The sequence below is a fragment of the Streptomyces longwoodensis genome (assembly GCF_001514125.1).
In the GTDB taxonomy this organism is placed as follows: domain Bacteria; phylum Actinomycetota; class Actinomycetes; order Streptomycetales; family Streptomycetaceae; genus Streptomyces; species Streptomyces longwoodensis.
This window is the reverse complement of the sequence record NZ_KQ948552.1, coordinates 521,178-538,387: the sequence shown is the minus strand read 5'-3', so window position 1 is coordinate 538,387 and position 17,210 is coordinate 521,178. Positions and strand designations below refer to the sequence as shown.

The 17,210-nt window shown below is 73.6% G+C and carries 18 protein-coding genes; 15 read left to right on the top strand and 3 right to left on the bottom strand.

Annotation, left to right across the window (positions count from 1 at the left end):
* Window positions 1-26: 26 nt before the first annotated feature.
* Window positions 27-557: a hypothetical protein gene (locus AQJ30_RS14640; protein ID WP_159052326.1), complete on the bottom strand. Its 531-nt coding sequence runs from the start codon at window positions 555-557 to the stop codon at window positions 27-29.
* Window positions 558-746: 189 nt separating this feature from the next.
* Window positions 747-1,325 (bottom strand): hypothetical protein, encoded by a 579-nt coding sequence (locus AQJ30_RS14635; RefSeq protein ID WP_067233440.1) that lies wholly within the window; start codon window positions 1,323-1,325, stop codon window positions 747-749.
* A 181-nt stretch (window positions 1,326-1,506) separates the two neighbouring features.
* Between AQJ30_RS14635 and AQJ30_RS14630 the strand changes: the two genes are divergently transcribed.
* The 3 genes from AQJ30_RS14630 to AQJ30_RS14620 all read left to right on the top strand — a co-directional run bounded on the left by AQJ30_RS14630 (window position 1,507) and on the right by AQJ30_RS14620 (window position 5,425).
* Complete coding sequence (locus tag AQJ30_RS14630; protein ID WP_067233438.1) at window positions 1,507-2,202, top strand: TetR/AcrR family transcriptional regulator; 696 nt, start codon at window positions 1,507-1,509, stop codon at window positions 2,200-2,202.
* Window positions 2,203-2,461: 259 nt separating this feature from the next.
* Window positions 2,462-3,055: an SRPBCC family protein gene (locus tag AQJ30_RS14625; protein WP_067233436.1), complete on the top strand. Its 594-nt coding sequence runs from the start codon at window positions 2,462-2,464 to the stop codon at window positions 3,053-3,055.
* A 36-nt stretch (window positions 3,056-3,091) separates the two neighbouring features.
* Window positions 3,092-5,425 carry an FdhF/YdeP family oxidoreductase gene (locus tag AQJ30_RS14620; protein ID WP_067233435.1) on the top strand — a complete coding sequence of 778 codons (2,334 nt, stop codon included), beginning with the start codon at window positions 3,092-3,094 and terminating at the stop codon, window positions 5,423-5,425.
* On the opposite strand, the gene AQJ30_RS14615 is transcribed toward AQJ30_RS14620, so the two are convergent.
* Window positions 5,385-6,230: a hypothetical protein gene (locus AQJ30_RS14615; protein WP_067233433.1), complete on the bottom strand. Its 846-nt coding sequence runs from the start codon at window positions 6,228-6,230 to the stop codon at window positions 5,385-5,387. The two genes, AQJ30_RS14620 and AQJ30_RS14615, sit on opposite strands and share 41 nt — an antisense overlap.
* Window positions 6,231-6,504: 274 nt before the next feature.
* On the opposite strand from AQJ30_RS14615, the gene AQJ30_RS14610 reads away from it, so the two are divergent.
* The 12 genes from AQJ30_RS14610 to AQJ30_RS14555 all read left to right on the top strand — a co-directional run bounded on the left by AQJ30_RS14610 (window position 6,505) and on the right by AQJ30_RS14555 (window position 17,195).
* Window positions 6,505-7,698: an MBL fold metallo-hydrolase gene (locus tag AQJ30_RS14610; RefSeq protein WP_067233432.1), complete on the top strand. Its 1,194-nt coding sequence runs from the start codon at window positions 6,505-6,507 to the stop codon at window positions 7,696-7,698.
* Between the two features lie 372 nt (window positions 7,699-8,070).
* On the top strand, window positions 8,071-10,053 hold the full coding sequence (locus tag AQJ30_RS14605) for a sensor histidine kinase (RefSeq protein ID WP_067233430.1): 1,983 nt from the start codon (window positions 8,071-8,073) through the stop codon (window positions 10,051-10,053).
* Between the two features lie 56 nt (window positions 10,054-10,109).
* Window positions 10,110-10,544 (top strand): roadblock/LC7 domain-containing protein, encoded by a 435-nt coding sequence (locus tag AQJ30_RS14600; protein ID WP_067233429.1) that lies wholly within the window; start codon window positions 10,110-10,112, stop codon window positions 10,542-10,544.
* 2 nt (window positions 10,545-10,546) lie between these two features.
* The gene (locus AQJ30_RS14595) at window positions 10,547-10,918 is read left to right on the top strand and encodes a DUF742 domain-containing protein (RefSeq protein ID WP_067233427.1); all 372 of its coding nucleotides are present in this window, start codon (window positions 10,547-10,549) and stop codon (window positions 10,916-10,918) included.
* Window positions 10,896-11,522 (top strand): GTP-binding protein, encoded by a 627-nt coding sequence (locus tag AQJ30_RS14590; protein WP_067233426.1) that lies wholly within the window; start codon window positions 10,896-10,898, stop codon window positions 11,520-11,522. The genes AQJ30_RS14595 and AQJ30_RS14590 overlap by 23 nt, the downstream gene beginning before the upstream one ends.
* A 91-nt stretch (window positions 11,523-11,613) precedes the next feature.
* On the top strand, window positions 11,614-12,177 hold the full coding sequence (locus AQJ30_RS14585; RefSeq protein WP_067233424.1) for a GAF domain-containing protein: 564 nt from the start codon (window positions 11,614-11,616) through the stop codon (window positions 12,175-12,177).
* 195 nt (window positions 12,178-12,372) lie between these two features.
* Window positions 12,373-13,401 carry an L-threonine 3-dehydrogenase gene (tdh, locus tag AQJ30_RS14580; protein ID WP_067233423.1) on the top strand — a complete coding sequence of 343 codons (1,029 nt, stop codon included), beginning with the start codon at window positions 12,373-12,375 and terminating at the stop codon, window positions 13,399-13,401.
* A gap of 69 nt (window positions 13,402-13,470) precedes the next feature.
* Entirely contained in the window at window positions 13,471-14,664 is a 1,194-nt protein-coding gene (locus tag AQJ30_RS14575; RefSeq protein WP_067233421.1) for a glycine C-acetyltransferase, read from the top strand.
* A gap of 37 nt (window positions 14,665-14,701) precedes the next feature.
* Window positions 14,702-15,625: a LysR family transcriptional regulator gene (locus AQJ30_RS14570; RefSeq protein WP_067233420.1), complete on the top strand. Its 924-nt coding sequence runs from the start codon at window positions 14,702-14,704 to the stop codon at window positions 15,623-15,625.
* Between the two features lie 35 nt (window positions 15,626-15,660).
* Window positions 15,661-16,281, top strand: coding sequence for a helix-turn-helix domain-containing protein (locus AQJ30_RS14565; RefSeq protein ID WP_067233418.1), 621 nt, complete (start codon window positions 15,661-15,663; stop codon window positions 16,279-16,281).
* Complete coding sequence (locus AQJ30_RS14560; RefSeq protein ID WP_211278983.1) at window positions 16,278-16,805, top strand: GNAT family N-acetyltransferase; 528 nt, start codon at window positions 16,278-16,280, stop codon at window positions 16,803-16,805. Before AQJ30_RS14565 ends, AQJ30_RS14560 begins: the two co-directional genes overlap by 4 nt.
* Before the next feature lie 30 nt (window positions 16,806-16,835).
* Window positions 16,836-17,195, top strand: coding sequence for an MmcQ/YjbR family DNA-binding protein (locus tag AQJ30_RS14555; protein ID WP_067233414.1), 360 nt, complete (start codon window positions 16,836-16,838; stop codon window positions 17,193-17,195).
* Window positions 17,196-17,210 lie beyond the last annotated feature (15 nt).

Sequence of the window (17,210 nt, the reverse complement as noted above, 5' to 3'; positions counted from 1 at the left end):
GGTCGTCCGGATCGGCAAGACACCCCCTAGGGCGCCGGTGCCTGCGGCGGAACGCCTCGCAGGCCGGCGTTCGGGGCTTGGTCCGGTAGTGCCGACAGAAGGGTCGGCCACCACGCGGGATGTTCGTGCAGCAGATGACGCAGTACCGGGCTGCTGCGGATGGTGTGTCGGCAGTAGTCCGCCCATGGGCCGGCGCTTTGGCTGTCCGGGATGCGTTCGTGGACGTGCACACCGCTGGCGAGTACGTCGGCGAGGAGCTCGCCCAGGGTGAGGACCTGGTCGCGCTCGGGCCCGTCCCCGGGCAGCGGCTTGTCGCTGTAGAAGTAGGCGCGCATCCCCTCGTGCTGAAGCATCATGGCGTGAACCTCGCGCAAGGACCGCAGCACGGTGTCGTTCGCGGCGGCAGCCGCCACGGCGTTGCTGACCTTGGCCTGCTCCATGGCTACGACGGTCTGTCGCGTGGCCGTTCCGGTCTGCCGGGCCAGGTAGAACATCGACCACGCGTTCAACGCCGGCGCCAGACCCGCCACCAGTGCGCCCACGGCCTCCGCCGACACGCCGCTCCCCTCGCCGCACCTGTGCGAGGACAGTACCGCCGAGTGCCCGGCGTCGTCCGTGACCCGGGCCCATTCCCAAGTCACGGCCGAGGCGGGGCGCCGGTTTTCAGTCACGTGACCCGCGTGATGGTTGGGGTGACGGCCCGCGCTCATGCGCCAGCCGGCCGCTCCCTGCGGGCAGTTGTCGGCTCACCGCTCCCGCGGGATGGAGCGGGACAGGCGGACCGCTGACACCAGGAAGAAGATTCCGCCGAGCGTGGCGTACCCCGCGAGGGCGGTCAGTGTGGGGTCGTCCTGGGCCGCGCCGCGGAGGAAGCTCGCGCCCGCGAGGACCGAGATGCCGCCGCTGAGGATCATGGCCCACTGGCCGCCCATCGACCGGCGCGCCAGGCCCACCAGGAGCTGGACGAGGCCGGAGACGATCGCCCATGCGCCCCAGACCCGCAGCACGTCCGCGACGCTCGACGTGCCGGCGACGGCGACCCCGACCGCGGCGAGCGCGCTCACCGCCATGTTGGCGTACAGGCCCTTGAGCGGTCCGGCTGCGCGCGCCGACCTGGCGTCCACGACGGCCGCCGCCACGTCGAACGCGGGGTACAGGGCCAGCAACAGTTGGACGCCCAGGGTGAGTTCGGACCCGCCGAGCAGGAGGAGCGCGGCCCATGCCACGGCGAAGACGAAGCGGACGACGTACAGCCTGCGCAGGGCGGGCGTGGTGCCGGCCGGCTCCGCGGGGGCCGGGGCGGGAGCGGGTGCGGTGGATGCCATGGGGTCCTCCAGAAGCGCATGACGAGTGGTGGGTGTGGCGGGTGGTCAGTGGCGAGGTGCACGTGACGACTGCGGACTTCGCTAGTAGAGAGAACGGTCTCTCTACCTTGATCTCCCGACAGCCTGGCACAGCACCCCCCTCCAAAACAAGAGAGAGCGTTCTACCCGCTACGATGGCCGTATGACGAGGACGGAAGCCGGCGCAGGTACCGGCAGGCGGGTCTCCGAGGCCCGGGAGCGACTGCTGAGGACCGCCGGGCAGCTCTTCTACGCGGAAGGCATCCACACCGTGGGCGTGGACCGCCTGGTCGCCGAGGCGAAGGTCACCAACGCGACCTTCTACCGCCACTTCCGCAGCAAGGAAGACCTCGCGGTGGCCTACCTCGGCAGCGTCGACCAGGCGATCCGCGGCCAGATCGCCACCCTGACGGCCGAGGACGTGCCGACCGACGCCATCCTGCGGGGCATCGGGGAGTCGTTGGTCGAGCAGATCCGTTCGCCCGGTTACCGCGGGTGCGCCTTCCTCAACGCGGCAGCGGAGTTCCCCGACCCGGGGCACCCGGTCCACCGGGCCGTCGTGGAGCACCGCGCGTGGTTCCTGCAGACGGTCACGGGGCTGTTCGCCGACATCACCCCCGCGCAGGCCGAGCACGCCGGACGGCACTTCGTCATGCTCCGCGACGGCGCGATGAGCGCCGGTTACCTCGGCGACCCGGTGGCGGCCGGCGAGACCCTGCTGCGCGGCATCGAAGGGCTGCTGCGGGTCCACATCGCGCGCCGGGCCGACCAGGGCTCCGCCACACCGGCGCCGTCCGACCGCCTCCCCGCCGAGGCCGCCCCCGTCTCCGGCATCGACTGCTCACCTCCCCGCGCTTGAGCCCAGCGGACGGCACTCGGCGTCCCCACCCACCGTGCTCACGGTGAGTGGCGGGTGGCCGGGCCCAGGGTGAAGCTGGAGGTGGCCGGCGGGCGTCGGCGTCCAGGAGCGGTGCCCGTGCATCCGTGCGGCTGCCCTTTCCGCTCCACCCCTCGGATGCGGTCGGGGTGACTCGAAGGCCCGGATTGGGGAACCGGAAGGGGTGCCCTGACCCACGAGGAAGCCGGGTGCCCGGCTCTCCCCCGGAAGAAGGACAAGGATGGCGCACGAAGAGGACGATGGGCGCACCGGCGGCGACGGTGTCGTACGCCGCCGTCCGCTGCGCGAGCGGCACGTCGAGGAGACGGTCGAGATCGCGGTGCCGGTCCGCACGGCCTACAACCAGTGGACGCAGTTCAAGACGTTCCCGCGCTTCTCGGCCGTGGTGCAGGGCGTCGAGCAGGTTCGGCCCACCGTCACCGCGTGGACCATCGGCTACGGCCCCCTGCGCCACCGTTTCTCGGTGGAGATCCTGGAACAAGACCCCGACGCCTACCTGGCCTGGCGCGGCCTGGAGCAGCACCCCACCCACGAGGGGGAGGTCGAGTTCCGGCCGACGGAGTCCGGCGGCACCGCGATCACGGTCCGGATGTTCCTGCGGCCGCCCGGACCCGCGAAGGCCCTCATCCGCTCCTCCCGGGTCACGGAGCTGACCGCCCGCCTGGTGCGCGGGGAACTGGTCCGCTTCCAGCACTTCATCGAGGGCCTCGGGCAGGAGGGCGGTGCCTGGCGCGGCACCATCCGCAACGGCCGGGTCCAGCACGACACCCCGGAACCGCCCAGGAGCCGTGTCGCCCAGTGGCCCGTCGGCTGACCCGCGTACCGCACACGGCAACAGAAAGGCCAAGCGATGCAGAACCCGCCCGGTGAGGAGCCGGAGACCTCCCTCTCCGTGACACCGCCGAAGAAGTGGGCGGCCGGGGTCCCCGCCGTCGTGCACGCGCTGGAGTACTCGCTGGAGCAGACCTCCCCGCGCAAGACCGGCGTCGACCTGCTCACCATGAACCAGGTGGGCGGGATCGACTGCCCCGGCTGCGCGTGGGCGGACCCCGCCCCGGGCCGGCGCCACCGCAACGAGTACTGCGAGAACGGCGCCAAGCACATCAACGACGAGGCCACCACGCGCCGGATCACCGCCGACTTCTTCCGCGAGCACAGCGTGTCCGACCTGGCGGCCCGTTCCGACATGTGGCTCAACCAGCAGGGCCGGCTCACCGAGCCGATGTTCAAGCGGCCCGGGTCGGACCACTACGAGCCCATCGGCTGGAACGACGCCCTGGGCGTCCTCGCGCAGGAACTCAAGGGCCTGGACTCGCCCGACGAGGCGGTCTTCTACACCTCCGGCCGGGCCAGTAACGAAGCCGCCTTCGTCTTCCAGCTCTTCGCCCGCGCCCTGGGCACCAACAACCTGCCCGACTGCAGCAACATGTGCCACGAGTCCAGCGGCTTCGCCCTGAACGAGACGCTCGGCGTCGGCAAGGGCACCGTGAGCCTCGACGACCTCCACCACGCGGACCTGATCTTCCTGGTCGGGCAGAACCCGGGCAGCAACCACCCGCGGCAGCTGTCGGCCCTGGAGGAGGCCAAGCGCAACGGCGGCCGCATCGTGGCGGTGAACCCGCTGCCGGAGGCGGGCCTGCGACGCTTCAAGAACCCGCAGAAGCCGCGCGGGGTCGTCGGGCGCGGCACCCAGATCGCCGACCGCTTCCTGCACATCAAGCCGGGCGGGGACCTCGCCCTGTTCCAGGCCCTGAACCGGCTGCTGCTGGAGGCGGAGGACGCGCGTCCCGGCACCGTCCTGGACCACGACTTCATCGACGCCCACACCTCCGGCTTCGAGGAGTTCGCCCGGCACGCCCGCACCGTCGACTGGGACGACGTGCGCGCGGCGACGGGGCTGACCCGTGAGGAGATCGAGAAGGTCCGCGACGAGGTGCTGGGCAGCGAACGCGTCGTCGTGTGCTGGGCGATGGGCATCACCCAGCACAAGCACGGCGTGCCCACGATCCGGGAGATCGTCAACTTCCTGATGCTGCGCGGCAACCTGGGGCGCGCGGGCACGGGCGTCTGCCCGGTGCGCGGCCACAGCAACGTCCAGGGCGACCGCACCATGGGCATCTGGGAGCAGATGCCGGACAGCTTCCTGGACGCCCTGCAGGAGGAGTTCGGCTTCGACCCGCCGCGCCCGCACGGCCTGGACTCGGTGAAGTCGATCAAGGCGATGCTGGAGGGCCGCGTCAAGGTCTTCCTGGCCCTGGCCGGCAACTTCGTGCGCGCGGCGCCCGACAGCGACGTCACCGAGAAGGCGATGCCTTCGTGCCGGCTGACCGCCCACATCTCCACCAAGCTCAACCGCTCGCACACCGTCTGCGGCGACACCGCGCTGATCCTGCCGACGCTGGGGCGCACCGAGCGCGACGTGCAGGCCGATGGCGAGCAGTTCGTCACCGTCGAGAACTCCATGAGCGAGGTGCACACCTCCCAGGGGCGGCTGGAGCCGGCCTCGCGCATGCTGCTGAGCGAGGTCGCCATCCTGTGCCGGCTCGCCCGGCTGAGCGTCGACGGCGTGGGGGACATCCCCTGGGCGAAGTTCGAGGGCGACTACGGCACCATCCGCGACAGCATCTCCCGGATCGTGCCGGGCTTCCACGACTTCAACGCCCGGGTGACCCGTCCGGGAGGCTTCCAGCTGCCCAACCCGGTCAACGAGGGCGTGTTCCGCACCGAGACCGGCAAGGCCCGCTTCACCTGCAACGACCCGGTGGTCCCCCGGGCCCCCGAGGGGCACCTGCTGCTGCAGACCCTGCGCTCGCACGACCAGTGGAACACCGTCCCGTACACCAACAACGACCGCTACCGCGGCATCCACGGCAGCCGCCACGTCGTCCTCGTCAACCCGGCCGACCTGTCCGCACTCGGTCTCGCCCAGGGGGACCGGGTGGACCTGGTGAGCGTCTGGGAGGACGGCACCGAGCGCCGGGCCGAGAACTTCGAGGTCGTGCCCTATCCGGCGGCCAAGGGCTCGGCCGCCGCCTACTACCCGGAGACCAACGTCCTGGTGCCGCTGGACAGCGTCGCCGACATGAGCAACCAGCCCACGTCCAAGGGGCTCGTGGTCCGGCTGGAGCCCGTCGGCGACCGGGTCAGGGACGTTCGTACAACTGGAGCAGGCCGGCCACGCTGAAGCACCCGGCGCCCAGCAGCGTGCCCCAGTCGGCGATGTCGGCGTTGACCAGGCTGCCGGTGGCCGGGCGGGTGTAGGCGGCGACCGCCGAGACCATGAAGAGGACGGAGCCGAGCTGGTTCACGGCGGTGATCCACCAGCCGAGGCTGCGCGAGCGCAGGCAGGGCCGGGCGCGGTGGCAGATCTCGACGAACGCGAGGTGGCCGGAGATCAGGAACAGCAGGCAGCCGATCACGTCCGGCGCCCAGACGAGCCGGTTGACCTCCTGGACACTCAGTCCGCGCAGGAAGGAGTCCAGCAGGTCGACGGCGAACACCAGCGTTCCGGCGAACAGGACGAAGGTGCTCAGCCAGTCGACCCGCGCCGGCTCGTAACTCCACCAGCGCCAGCCGCGGGTGACCAGGCGGCCCTCGCCGCCGGGTTCGTGGCGGGGCGCGTTGACGACCTGCAACAGGGAGACGTAGCCGCCGGTGTTGAAGAACAGGCCGCCGGCGAAGTAGATCGAGGCGCAGGTGGTGGCGTCGCCGGAGCCGAACTGGGCGACGGCGGCACCCGCCGCGAAGAGCGCGCCGCCGAGGACGAAGGCGGTCGCGGCGAGGGCGTTGAGCCGGCGCAGCCGGCCGAGCGTGACATCGTCGACGCTGACGTTCCGTCCGGCCGGTGCGCCGGACGGGCGGACCGCGATGACGCCGCGGCGCCGGGCGGGCCGTGACTCCCACACGGCGGTGCCCCCGCCGGGCGGCTGCCAGGTGAGCCGGGTGGTGAAGGGCCCCGCGCCCTCGGCGCGCGGCTCGGCGGACGTCATGCGACTGTCCGGGGCGCCGTGCTCCGCGTGGCGGCCTGGGCCGCCTCGTGCGTCACTCATGACAAGTCCTGGTTCTTCAGGCCGATGGGCGTGCAGGCTTCGTGCGTCCCTCCCCACACGCGTCGACTCTGCCAGAGCACACCGCGCACGACGGCCATTGCCCGAGCGTCGGTCCGCGGTGTCCGCTGCGGACCCGTCCCGCGCGGGCGCCGGGCCGGTGCTGTCAGAGGGGCGGACCATAATGGGAACCCTCGGCGATTCCCCTGGAGGTACCGTGGCCGGTTTCCGTTCCCTGAGCTCCGGGCTCCGCGCGCTGGTGCCCGAGGCCTTCGGCGCGGACCCGAGCGGTGAGCGCCTGGCGCGCATCCGCAGATCCCCCCACTTCGCAGACGGTGTCTTCCAGAACCCCGGTGGTCTCGCGCGCACCCGCCCCTCGGGCTCGGCGCTCGAGTTCGCCAAGGTGTTCTTCGACCGGGAGACCCGGCCCCGCCGCGTGCCCTCGGGCACGGTCCCCGTGCACCCGACCACCGTCGCGGACCTGGCGGAGCCGCCCGCGACCGGGCTGCGGCTGACCTGGATGGGGCACTCCAGCGTGCTGGCGGAGATCGACGGTCAGCGCGTGCTGTTCGACCCGGTCTGGGGCGAGCGCTGCTCGCCGTTCCCGTTCGCCGGGCCCCGGCGCCTGCACCCGGTCCCGCTGCCGCTGGCCGCCCTGGGCGAGGTAGACGTGGTGGTGATCTCCCACGACCACTACGACCACCTGGACTGGCCCACGATCAAGGCGCTGGCCGGCACGGACACCCTGTTCGCGGTGCCGCTCGGCGTCGGCGCCCACCTGGAGCGCTGGGGCGTGTCCGAGGGCCGGGTGCGCGAGCTGGACTGGCACGAGGAGACCAAGGTCGGCGGCCTCACCCTGACCGCGACGCCGGCCCGCCACTTCTGCGGCCGCGGCCTGCGCAACACCCAGCACACGCTGTGGGCGTCCTGGGTCGTCGCCGGCGCGGAACACCGGATCTACCACAGCGGCGACACCGGCTACTTCGACGGCTTCCGGGAGATCGGCGCCGCGCACGGCACCTTCGACGCGACGATGATCCAGATCGGCGCGTACAGCGAGTTCTGGCCCGACATCCACATGACCCCCGAGGAGGGCCTGCGCGCCCACCTCGACCTCCAGGGCGGCGAGCCCTCGGGTGTCCTGCTGCCGATCCACTGGGGCACGTTCAACCTCGCCCCGCACGCGTGGGCCGAGCCGGGGGAGTGGACCAAGGACGCCGCCGAGGCCGCCGGGCAGGCGGTGGCCCTGCCCCGGCCGGGCGAGCCGTTCGAGCCGGCCGGGAAGGTGCCCGCGGAGGCGTGGTGGCGCGGGGTGTCCGCGCCCGTGGTGCGTTCCTGGGACCGTGCGGAGCGGTCGCCGCGTGCCGCGTCCGAGGTGCGGGAGGGACTCGACCTCGCCGGAGAGCGCTGAACGTCCGTCGGTCCCCGGTCCGAGCGAAGGCCACACCCCATACGCTGAGTGACGGGCGTGGGTGTCCTGACTCCTCGCAGGCACCCTCGCGCGGCCCCACCCCGCCCGACAGCGGCCCCGTCGCGCCCGGCAACAGGGCCGCCGCAGCGTGCTCGGTCTCCCGTTCGAGGCGTCATACCAGAGCGGGACGCCGTGCGGGGGACTTTGTCAACTGCCCGCCGCACATGAGGCGTACGCGACTACCGTGAGTGTCCGTCGGACCACTCGGCGCCGTGTTCCGCGGTCCCGTCGGCCCGACACCACGAAGCCGCACACCCGGCTCGCGCCCCCACGCGCGGGGACCGGGCCCGACGGACCAGTACGAGGACACCGATGTCTCACCTCCGCGCACCGGCCGCCCGCGCAGACCGCCGCGAGGGCGGGCGGCACGGGCGACCGGTCGCCCGCCCCGCCCCCGCGCCGGCCGAGACACACATACGGCCCCAGCTGATGCGGCTCGCCCTGTTCCCGCCCGTCGCGGTCGCCCTCGCCGCGGGAGCCGCCGTGCTGGTCGCCCTGCGCGCCGGGCGCCCGCAGGGCGGCCCCACCCTGTGGGCGGTGCTCGGCTGCGCGGTCGGTGTGAGCCTCGCGGGCATCCTCATCGCGGCCGTCGCCGCCGACCGCACCGCCCGCTCCATGGGCGACCGCATCACCACCCTGCGACGGCACAGCGCGCGCCGCGAGGCCGACCTCCACGCGCTGGTCGAGGCACTGCGCCGCGGCGACACCCCGCCCCGGCGCGGCACGCGCGGCCGCCCGCCCGCCGACGGCGACGAGTTCGACGCCCTCGCCGCCGACCTGGCGAGCGCCCACGACGGGGCCGTCGCCGCCGTCGTACGCGCCGCCCAGCTGTCCAGCCAGGCCGGGAGCGAACAGAAGCTCGAGGTGTTCGTCAACCTCGCCCGCCGGCTCCAGTCGCTGGTGCACCGCGAGATCTCCCTGCTCGACGAGCTGGAGAACGAGATCGAGGACCCCGACCTGCTCAAGGGGCTCTTCCACGTCGACCACCTGGCCACCCGCATCCGCCGCCACGCCGAGAACCTCGCCGTGCTCGGCGGCGCCGTCTCCCGGCGCCAGTGGAGCAACCCGGTGTCCATGACCGAGGTGCTGCGCTCCGCCATCGCCGAGGTCGAGCAGTACTCGCGGGTCAAGCTGGTGCCGCCGGTGGACGGCGAACTGCGCGGGCACGCCGTCGCCGACGTCATCCACCTGCTCGCCGAACTCGTCGAGAACGCCACGGTGTTCTCCGCCCCGCACACCCAAGTCCTGCTGCGCGCCAACCTCGTCACCTCCGGGCTCGCCGTCGAGGTCGAGGACCGCGGCCTCGGCATCCCCGCCGACGAACAGCAGCGGATGAACGCCCTGCTCGCCGACCCCGACCAGGTCAACGTGGGCCGCCTGCTCGCCGACGGCCGCATCGGGCTGTTCGTCGTCTCCCAGCTCGCCCGCCGCCACGGCATCAGGGTGCGCCTGCAGAACAACATCTACGGCGGCGTCCAGGCCGTACTCGTCGTCCCCCAGGCCCTGTTGGGGCCGACGCCCGGGATGCCGGCGCCGACGGCGCGAGGTGCCGCCCCCCGACAAGCCGTGGCGCAAGGAGACATCTCACAAGGTGCCGTGGCGCAGGGGCCCGTACCGTCGACGGCGCCGCGCCGGGAACCTGACCCGACCGGTGCCCACCACCTGACCCCACCCGCGCCGCCCGCACCCGCTCACGCACCCGCCCCGGCTCCGGTCCCGGTCCACGACACGACCGGCGCCCACGCCACCGTCGTCCCCCTCCCGGCGCCGGACCCGGCCGGCGGGCACGACGGGCCGGCCACCCCGGCCGAACCGCACACGCGGCCGGCGCCGCTGCCCCTCCGTGGCGCGCACCGCGACCGGCCCACGCCCGCCCACGCCCTGCCCGGGGTGCGGGCCGACGACCGGCAGGCCGCCGAGGGCGCCGCCGGGCACGTGTCCGTCCCCCGGACCGGCGCGGTGCGCGGCACCATGGGGCGGCCCCAACTCCCGCGCCGCCGCGCCCAGGAGCACATCGCGCCCCAGCTGCGCGGCGGCCCGCTGCCCCGCCAGGACGGCGAACCCGCCGGGCACGACCCCGGGTTGATGGCCGCCTTCCAGCGCGGCATCGGCCTCGCCGAGTCCCGGCTGGGCCTGGAGGACGGCTCCCCGCCGCCGGCCCCCGCCCCCCTGTCCGAGGCGTACCCGGCGCACACGGCCGCCGCCGTCGAGGCGTACGGCGTGCGCGGCGTCCCGGCCGCGCCCGGACCCGACCACCCCACCCCCCGGCACGACGGGAGCGCACCCGCCGGATGACCACCCCACCCCCCAGCGCTTCCGCGGACCCACGGACCCCAAGGAGTCGATCCACCATGCCGAGCGACGCGCCGACCGGCCACGTATCCGACCTCGACTGGCTGTTGGGCGGCCTCGTGCAGCGCGTACCGCACACGGCCAGCGCGGTGCTGCTGAGCTGCGACGGCCTCGTGAAGTCCGTCCACGGCCTCGATCCCGACAGCGCCGACCACATGGCCGCCCTGGCCTCCGGGCTGTACTCCCTGGGCCGCAGCGCCGGCGTCCGCTTCGGCGACGGCGGCGAGGTGCGGCAGGTCGTCGTCGAACTCGACTCGACGCTGCTGTTCGTCGCCACCGCCGGCTCCGGCACCTGCCTGGCCGTGCTGGCCGGCCGGGAGGCCGACGCGGCCGTGCTCGGCTACGAGATGGCGATGCTCGTCAAGAGCGTGCGCCCCTACCTGGCCACCGAGCCCCGCCGGCCCGCCGTCGAACCCCCGGTGATGAGGTCTTGAGCGTGGCGGCGGCCGGGGACGGCCCCTGGCTCGACGAGGCGGCCGGCCGGCTGGTGCGCCCGTTCACGGTCAGCAACGGCCGGACCCGGCCCAGCGTGGCCCTCGACCTGCTGTCCCAGGTGCGGACCACCGGTGCCACCCCGCCCGGCCCCCTCGGGCCCGAGCACGCGCAGGCCCTCGACCTGTGCCGCTCACCGGTCCCGGTCGCCGAGGTGGCCGCCCACCTCAAGCTCCCGGCGGTGGTCACCAAGGTCCTCCTGTCGGACCTCGTCGACTGCGGCGCCCTGACCACCAAGCCCCCCGAGTACCAGCACAACCCCACCGACCGGGCCCTACTGGAGGCAGTGCTCGATGGACTACGACGACAGCTCTGACCACGCGGGCCACGACGACCCCGAACTGTTCCCCACCGCGCTGAAGATCCTGGTCGCGGGCGGGTTCGGCGTCGGCAAGACCACCTTCGTCGGCGCCGTGAGCGAGATCGCGCCGCTCAGCACGGAGGAGCTGCTCACCACGGTCGGCGCGGCCACCGACAACCTCGACGGCATCGAGAACAAGGTCGAGACGACCGTGGCCATGGACTTCGGCCGCATCACCCTCGACCCCCGGCACGTGCTGTACCTGTTCGGCACGCCCGGACAGGAGCGGTTCTGGTTCATGTGGGACGAGTTGTCCGAGGGCGCGCTCGGCGCGGTCGTCCTCGCCGACACCCGGCGCCTGGAGGAGTGCTTCGCCGCCGTCGACTTCTTCGAGGAGCGCGGACTCGGATTCGTCGTCGCCGTCAACGAGTTTGACGGCGCGCACCGCTACGGCCCCGAGGAGGTGCGCGCCGCGCTCGACCTCGACCCGGCGATCCCCGTCGTGCGCTGCGACGCCCGGATCTCCGCGTCCGGCGTGCAGACGCTGCTCACCCTCGTCCGGCACCTCATCGCCCACGCGCCCGTCGTGCCCGAGCCGACCCGCGGCGCGCGCCGGTGACTCCCGACCCCCGCCCGCGCGTGCCGGTGACCCCCGACCTCCCGCCCCCGGAACCGCGCATGCCGTACGACCGCACCGAGGGAGCCCGGACATGAGCTACGACCCGCCCCGCCCGGCCGGGCGGCTGCTGCTCACCCCGCAGGACCAGGAGGCCCCCGCCCGCGCCGCCCGGCTGCGCCGGCTCGGCCTCGGCGGACGCCCCGAGCCCGCCCTGGACGCCTTCGCCGACCGCGTCGCCCACCTCACGGGCGCCCCCTACGCGATGGTCAACTTCATCGGCGAACAGGGGCAGTTCTTCGCGGGACTGCACATCGGCCCCCACGTCGCGCGCGGGGGCAAGCCCGAGCTGGGACGCCACCTCCCGCGCGACTACGGCTACTGCCCGCACGTCGTCGTACGGCGCCGGGCGCTCGTCCTGGACGACGTGGCCGACTTCCCGCGCTTCGCGTGCAACCCGGTCGTCGACGAGTACGGCGTCCGCTCCTACCTCGGGGCACCGCTCGCCGACAGCACGGGCATGGTGCTGGGCACGGTCGGTGCCGCGGACCTCGCGCCGCGGGCCTGGGGGAGACCCGGCCTGGAGACCATCAAGGCCGCGGCGGCCGACCTGGTGGCCCGCATCGAGGCGGGCGCCCGGGACGGGCTGCCGCTGTAGCGGCCGGCGGTCCTGGCCGGCGTCAAGCGGAGCTGTGGCACCGTGTGAAGCGGAGCTGTGGCGGCGTTTAAGAAAACCTCGATGGACCGCGGTGGGGGACGTACGGCAGATTGCTCGTCGAATCCACCCCTCTCCCCGGCTGCGGGCTCCTTCGGCCTGCCCGCGCGCCCGGGACCTCACCACAGGAGCCGTCGCGTGAAGGCGCTGGTCAAGGAGAAGGCGGAGCCCGGGCTCTGGCTCGCGGACGTCCCGGAGCCGCAGATCGGCCCCGGTGACGTACTGATCAAGGTGCTGCGCACCGGCATCTGCGGCACCGACCTGCACATCCGGTCCTGGGACGGCTGGGCGCAGCAGGCCATCCGCACCCCGCTCGTGGTCGGGCACGAGTTCGTCGGCGAGGTCGTGGAGACCGGGCGGGACGTCACCGACATCGCCGTCGGCGACCGGGTCAGCGGCGAGGGCCACCTGGTGTGCGGCAAGTGCCGCAACTGTCTGGCCGGGCGCCGCCACCTGTGCCGGGCCACCGTCGGCCTCGGCGTCGGCCGCGACGGCGCGTTCGCCGAGTACGTCGCACTGCCCGCGTCCAACGTGTGGGTGCACCGCGTCCCCGTGGACCTCGACGTGGCCGCGATCTTCGACCCGTTCGGCAACGCCGTGCACACCGCGCTGTCCTTCCCGCTGGTCGGCGAGGACGTGCTGATCACCGGCGCCGGACCGATCGGCCTGATGGCCGCCGCCGTGGCCCGGCACGCGGGCGCCCGCCACGTCGTCGTCACCGACGTCAGCGAGGAGCGCCTGGAGCTGGCCCGCAAGATCGGCGTCAGCCTGGCCCTGAACGTCGCCGGTTCCTCGATCGCCGACGGCCAGCGCGCCCTGGGGCTGCGCGAGGGCTTCGACGTCGGCCTGGAGATGTCCGGCCGGCCCGAGGCCCTGCGCGACATGATCGCCAACATGACGCACGGCGGCCGGATCGCGATGCTGGGCCTGCCGGCGGAGGAGTTCCCGGTCGACTGGGCCCGGATCGTCACCTCCATGATCACCCTCAAGGGGATCTACGGCCGCGAGATGTTCGAGACCTGGTACGCGATGTCGGTCCTGCTGGAGGGCGGCCTCGACCTGGCCCCCGTGATCACCGGCCGCTACGGCTACCGCGACTTCGAGACGGCGTTCGCCGACGCGGCGAGCGGCACCGGCGGCAAGATCATCCTCGACTGGACGGCGTAGGCCTGTCGGACAGGCCCCAGTTCTCGTGGCCCGGTTCGCCCGGCCCTGACGTACCCCTTTGGAGTCCCCATGTTCGACACCGTGCGCGACGACCTGCGCGCCACCCTCGACGAGATCCGTGCCGCCGGGCTGCACAAGCCGGAGCGGGTGATCGGCACCCCGCAGTCCGCCACCGTCAACGTCACCGCGGGCGGGCGTCCCGGTGAGGTCCTGAACTTCTGCGCCAACAACTACCTCGGCCTGGCCGACCACCCCGAGGTGGTCGCCGCCGCCCACGAGGCGCTGGACCGCTGGGGCTACGGCATGGCCTCCGTGCGCTTCATCTGCGGCACCCAGGAGGTGCACAAGGAGCTGGAGGCGCGCCTTGCGGCCTTCCTCGGCCAGGAGGACACGATCCTCTACTCCTCCTGCTTCGACGCCAACGGCGGTGTCTTCGAGACGCTCCTCGGCCCGGAGGACGCGGTGATCTCCGACGCCCTCAACCACGCGTCGATCATCGACGGCATCCGGCTGTCCAAGGCCCGCCGCTTCCGCTACGCCAACCGCGACCTCGCGGACCTGGAGCGGCAGCTGAAGGAGGCGGCCGGGGCCCGCCGCAAGCTGGTCGTCACCGACGGCGTGTTCTCCATGGACGGCTACGTGGCGCCGCTGCGCGAGATCTGCGACCTGGCCGACCGGTACGACGCCATGGTCATGGTCGACGACTCGCACGCCGTCGGCTTCGTCGGTCCCGGCGGCCGCGGCACCCCCGAGCTGCACGGCGTGATGGACCGCGTCGACATCATCACCGGCACCCTCGGCAAGGCGCTCGGCGGGGCCTCCGGCGGCTACGTCGCCGCCCGCGCGGAGATCGTCGCCCTGCTGCGCCAGCGCTCCCGGCCGTACCTGTTCTCCAACACCCTCGCCCCGGTGATCGCGGCGGCCTCGCTGAAGGTCCTCGACCTGCTGGAGTCCGCCGACGACCTGCGGGTCCGGCTGCGGGAGAACACCGCCCTCTTCCGCCGCCGGATGACCGAGGAGGGCTTCGAGGTCCTCCCCGGCGACCACGCCATCGCCCCGGTGATGATCGGCGACGCGGCGAAGGCGGGCCGCCTGGCCGAGCTGCTGCTGGAGCGCGGCGTCTACGTCATCGGGTTCTCCTACCCGGTCGTCCCGCAGGGCCAGGCCCGCATCCGCGTCCAGCTGTCGGCCGCGCACTCCACGGACGACGTGAACCGCGCGGTGGACGCCTTCGTGGCGGCCCGGGCCGAGCTGGAGGGCTGAGCGGGAGCACACGGGGGCATTTGAGACAATCGATCGCATGATCGAAGCGCGGCGGCTCCACATCCTGCGTGCGGTGGCCGACCACCGTACGGTGACCGCGGCTGCCGCCGCGCTGTACCTCACCCCCTCCGCGGTCTCCCAGCAGCTCGCCGCCCTGGAGCAGGAGACCGGCCACCGCCTGGTCGAGCGTGGCGCCAAGGGCGTGCGCCTCACCCCGGCCGGGGAGATCCTGCTCAGCCACACCAACGCCGTCCTCGCCCAACTGGAGCGGGCCGAGGCCGAGTTGGCCGCCTACAGCTCGGGCCAGGCCGGGACCGTCACGGTCGCCGCCTTCGCGACCGGCATCGCCCTGGTCGTGGCCCCGGCGGTCGCCCGCCTCGCCGGGACCGCCCCCGGCATCCGCATCCGGGTCCAGGACGCCGAGGGCGACGCCAGCCTGCCGATGGTCCTGGACCGGCAGGTCGACGTCGCGGTGGCCGTCGAGTACCGCGGGGCGCCGCCGGCCGACGACCCGCGCCTCACGCACGTCCCGCTCTACGCCGAGCCCTTCGACGCGGTCGTCCCGGTGCGCCACCGGCTGGCCGACCTGGCCGAGGTGCCCCTGGCCGACCTGGCGAAGGACACCTGGATCGGCCCCTACCCCGGCAACCCCTGTCACGACGTCGTCGTCCTGGCCTGCGAGCACGCCGGCTTCCAGCCCCGCCTGGAGCACTCCTCGGACGACTTCCGCGCCGTTGTCGCCCTCGCCTCGGCAGACGCCGGCGTGGCCCTCGTCCCGCGCTCGGCCCTGCGCGGCATGGACCTCACCGGCGTCGTCGTGCGTCCGGTGGACGGCGTCGCCCCGACCCGCCGCGTCTTCGCCGCCGTGCGCCGCGGCGCGGAGGACCACCCGCTGATCCGTCCGGTGCTGGACGCGCTCGGCGAGGCGGCGGGCACGGAACGCGCGGAGAGCTTCCGTTAACACGGGCGTCTCATATCAGGGATAGGTTCCCGGATATGAGAACCGAGGAACTCGCGGACCCGCCCGCGGACAACGACGACAGCGACCCGGACCCCGACGCCGTCGACGCCCGACTCGCCGCCCGGCTGGCCGAGTTGCGGGCCGAACGGGGCTGGACGCTGGAGGAGCTGGCCGACCGCAGCGGCGTGAGCCGGTCCACCCTGTCGCGCGCCGAGCGGGGCGAGACCAGCCCGACCGCCGCCCTGCTGAACCGCCTGTGCCACGTGTACGGGCGCACCATGTCGCGGCTGCTCGGCGAGGTCGAGGCCGCCTCCGCTCCGGTGCCGGTGCTGCGCGCCGCCGACCAGCGGGTCTGGGAGGACCGCGCCTCCGGCTTCGTACGGCGCTCGGTGTCGCCGCCGCACGCGGCGCTGCGCGGGGAACTCGTGGAGGGACGGCTGCTCCCCGGCGCCGACATCGCCTACGACCGGCCGCCCGTGGCCGGGCTCGAGCAGCACGTCTGGGTGCTGGACGGGACGCTCGCCGTCACCGCCGACGCCACCGAGCACCGCTTGGACGCGGGGGACTGCCTGCGGCTGCGGGTGTGGGGCCCGACGCGTTTCCGCTGCCTCGGGGACACCGGGGCGCGCTACGTGCTGGCGGTGGTGCTGCCGTGAGGGTGACCCGGCTGCACGGCGACCGACTCCGGTCCGCCGTGGGTGCGTTGGCCGACCTGCTGGTCGACACGGTGGCCGGCGGCGCCTCGGTCGGCTTCCTCGCGCCGCTCGACCGCGACGGGGCCGTGGCCTGGTGGACGGAGCGCGCGGCGGCCGCGGCCGACGGACGCCTCGCGGTGTGGGCCGCGTACGACGGGGACCGCGTCGTCGGCACGGTCGGCCTCGCCCTGCCGGACAAGCCCAACAGCCGCCACCGCGCCGAGCTGGTCAAACTGATGGTGCACCGGGACGCCCGCGGCCGGGGCCTCGGACGCCGGCTCCTGGCCGTGGCCGAGGAGGCCGCCGCCGCGGACGGGTTCACCCTGCTCCACCTGGACACCGAGACGGACAGCCCCGCCGAGCACCTGTACCGCGGGGCCGGCTGGACGCGGGCCGGGGTCATCCCCGACTACGCGGCCGCCCCGGACGGGGTGCTGCGGCCCACCACCCTGTACTACAAGCGCCTGGTGGGCGCCGGCGGGTGAGTGTCAGTGGCAGGGGCTACGGTGCGGGACATGCCGGACGCCGAAGACGTACGCCGTATCGCCCTGTCCCTGCCGGACACGACGGAGAAGACCGCCTGGAACATGCCCACGTTCCGGGTGGCGGGCAAGATGTTCGCCACGCTGCCCGAGGACGAGACCTCCCTCGCCGTGCGCTGTCCCAAGGAGGAGCGCGACGAACTGGCGCTCGCCGAGCCGGGGAAGTTCTGGATCGCCGCCCACGAGGCCCAGTTCGCCTGGGTCCGGGTCCGGCTGGCGGCGCTCGACGACGAGGCGGAGCTGCGCGACATCCTCGCCGACTCCTGGCGGCAGGCGGCACCGCAGCGGCTGCTGGAGGCGTATCCGGAGCTGGGCGTGACCGGCGGGCGGTGAGCCGTCACCGGTCGG

What these genes read in the sequence shown, in the direction of transcription:
- AQJ30_RS14635 (WP_067233440.1), bottom strand. Translation starts at nt 1,325, where the DNA reads ATGGCATCCACCGCACCCGCTCCCGCCCCGGCCCCCGCGGAGCCGGCC.
- AQJ30_RS14570 (WP_067233420.1), top strand. Translation starts at nt 14,702, where the DNA reads ATGATCGAAGCGCGGCGGCTCCACATCCTGCGTGCGGTGGCCGACCAC.
- AQJ30_RS14600 (WP_067233429.1), top strand. Translation starts at nt 10,110, where the DNA reads ATGCCGAGCGACGCGCCGACCGGCCACGTATCCGACCTCGACTGGCTG.
- AQJ30_RS14575 (WP_067233421.1), top strand. Translation starts at nt 13,471, where the DNA reads ATGTTCGACACCGTGCGCGACGACCTGCGCGCCACCCTCGACGAGATC.
- AQJ30_RS14630 (WP_067233438.1), top strand. Translation starts at nt 1,507, where the DNA reads ATGACGAGGACGGAAGCCGGCGCAGGTACCGGCAGGCGGGTCTCCGAG.
- AQJ30_RS14585 (WP_067233424.1), top strand. Translation starts at nt 11,614, where the DNA reads ATGAGCTACGACCCGCCCCGCCCGGCCGGGCGGCTGCTGCTCACCCCG.
- AQJ30_RS14590 (WP_067233426.1), top strand. Translation starts at nt 10,896, where the DNA reads ATGGACTACGACGACAGCTCTGACCACGCGGGCCACGACGACCCCGAA.
- AQJ30_RS14625 (WP_067233436.1), top strand. Translation starts at nt 2,462, where the DNA reads ATGGCGCACGAAGAGGACGATGGGCGCACCGGCGGCGACGGTGTCGTA.
- AQJ30_RS14605 (WP_067233430.1), top strand. Translation starts at nt 8,071, where the DNA reads ATGTCTCACCTCCGCGCACCGGCCGCCCGCGCAGACCGCCGCGAGGGC.
- AQJ30_RS14620 (WP_067233435.1), top strand. Translation starts at nt 3,092, where the DNA reads ATGCAGAACCCGCCCGGTGAGGAGCCGGAGACCTCCCTCTCCGTGACA.
- AQJ30_RS14565 (WP_067233418.1), top strand. Translation starts at nt 15,661, where the DNA reads ATGAGAACCGAGGAACTCGCGGACCCGCCCGCGGACAACGACGACAGC.
- AQJ30_RS14615 (WP_067233433.1), bottom strand. Translation starts at nt 6,230, where the DNA reads ATGACGTCCGCCGAGCCGCGCGCCGAGGGCGCGGGGCCCTTCACCACC.
- AQJ30_RS14555 (WP_067233414.1), top strand. Translation starts at nt 16,836, where the DNA reads ATGCCGGACGCCGAAGACGTACGCCGTATCGCCCTGTCCCTGCCGGAC.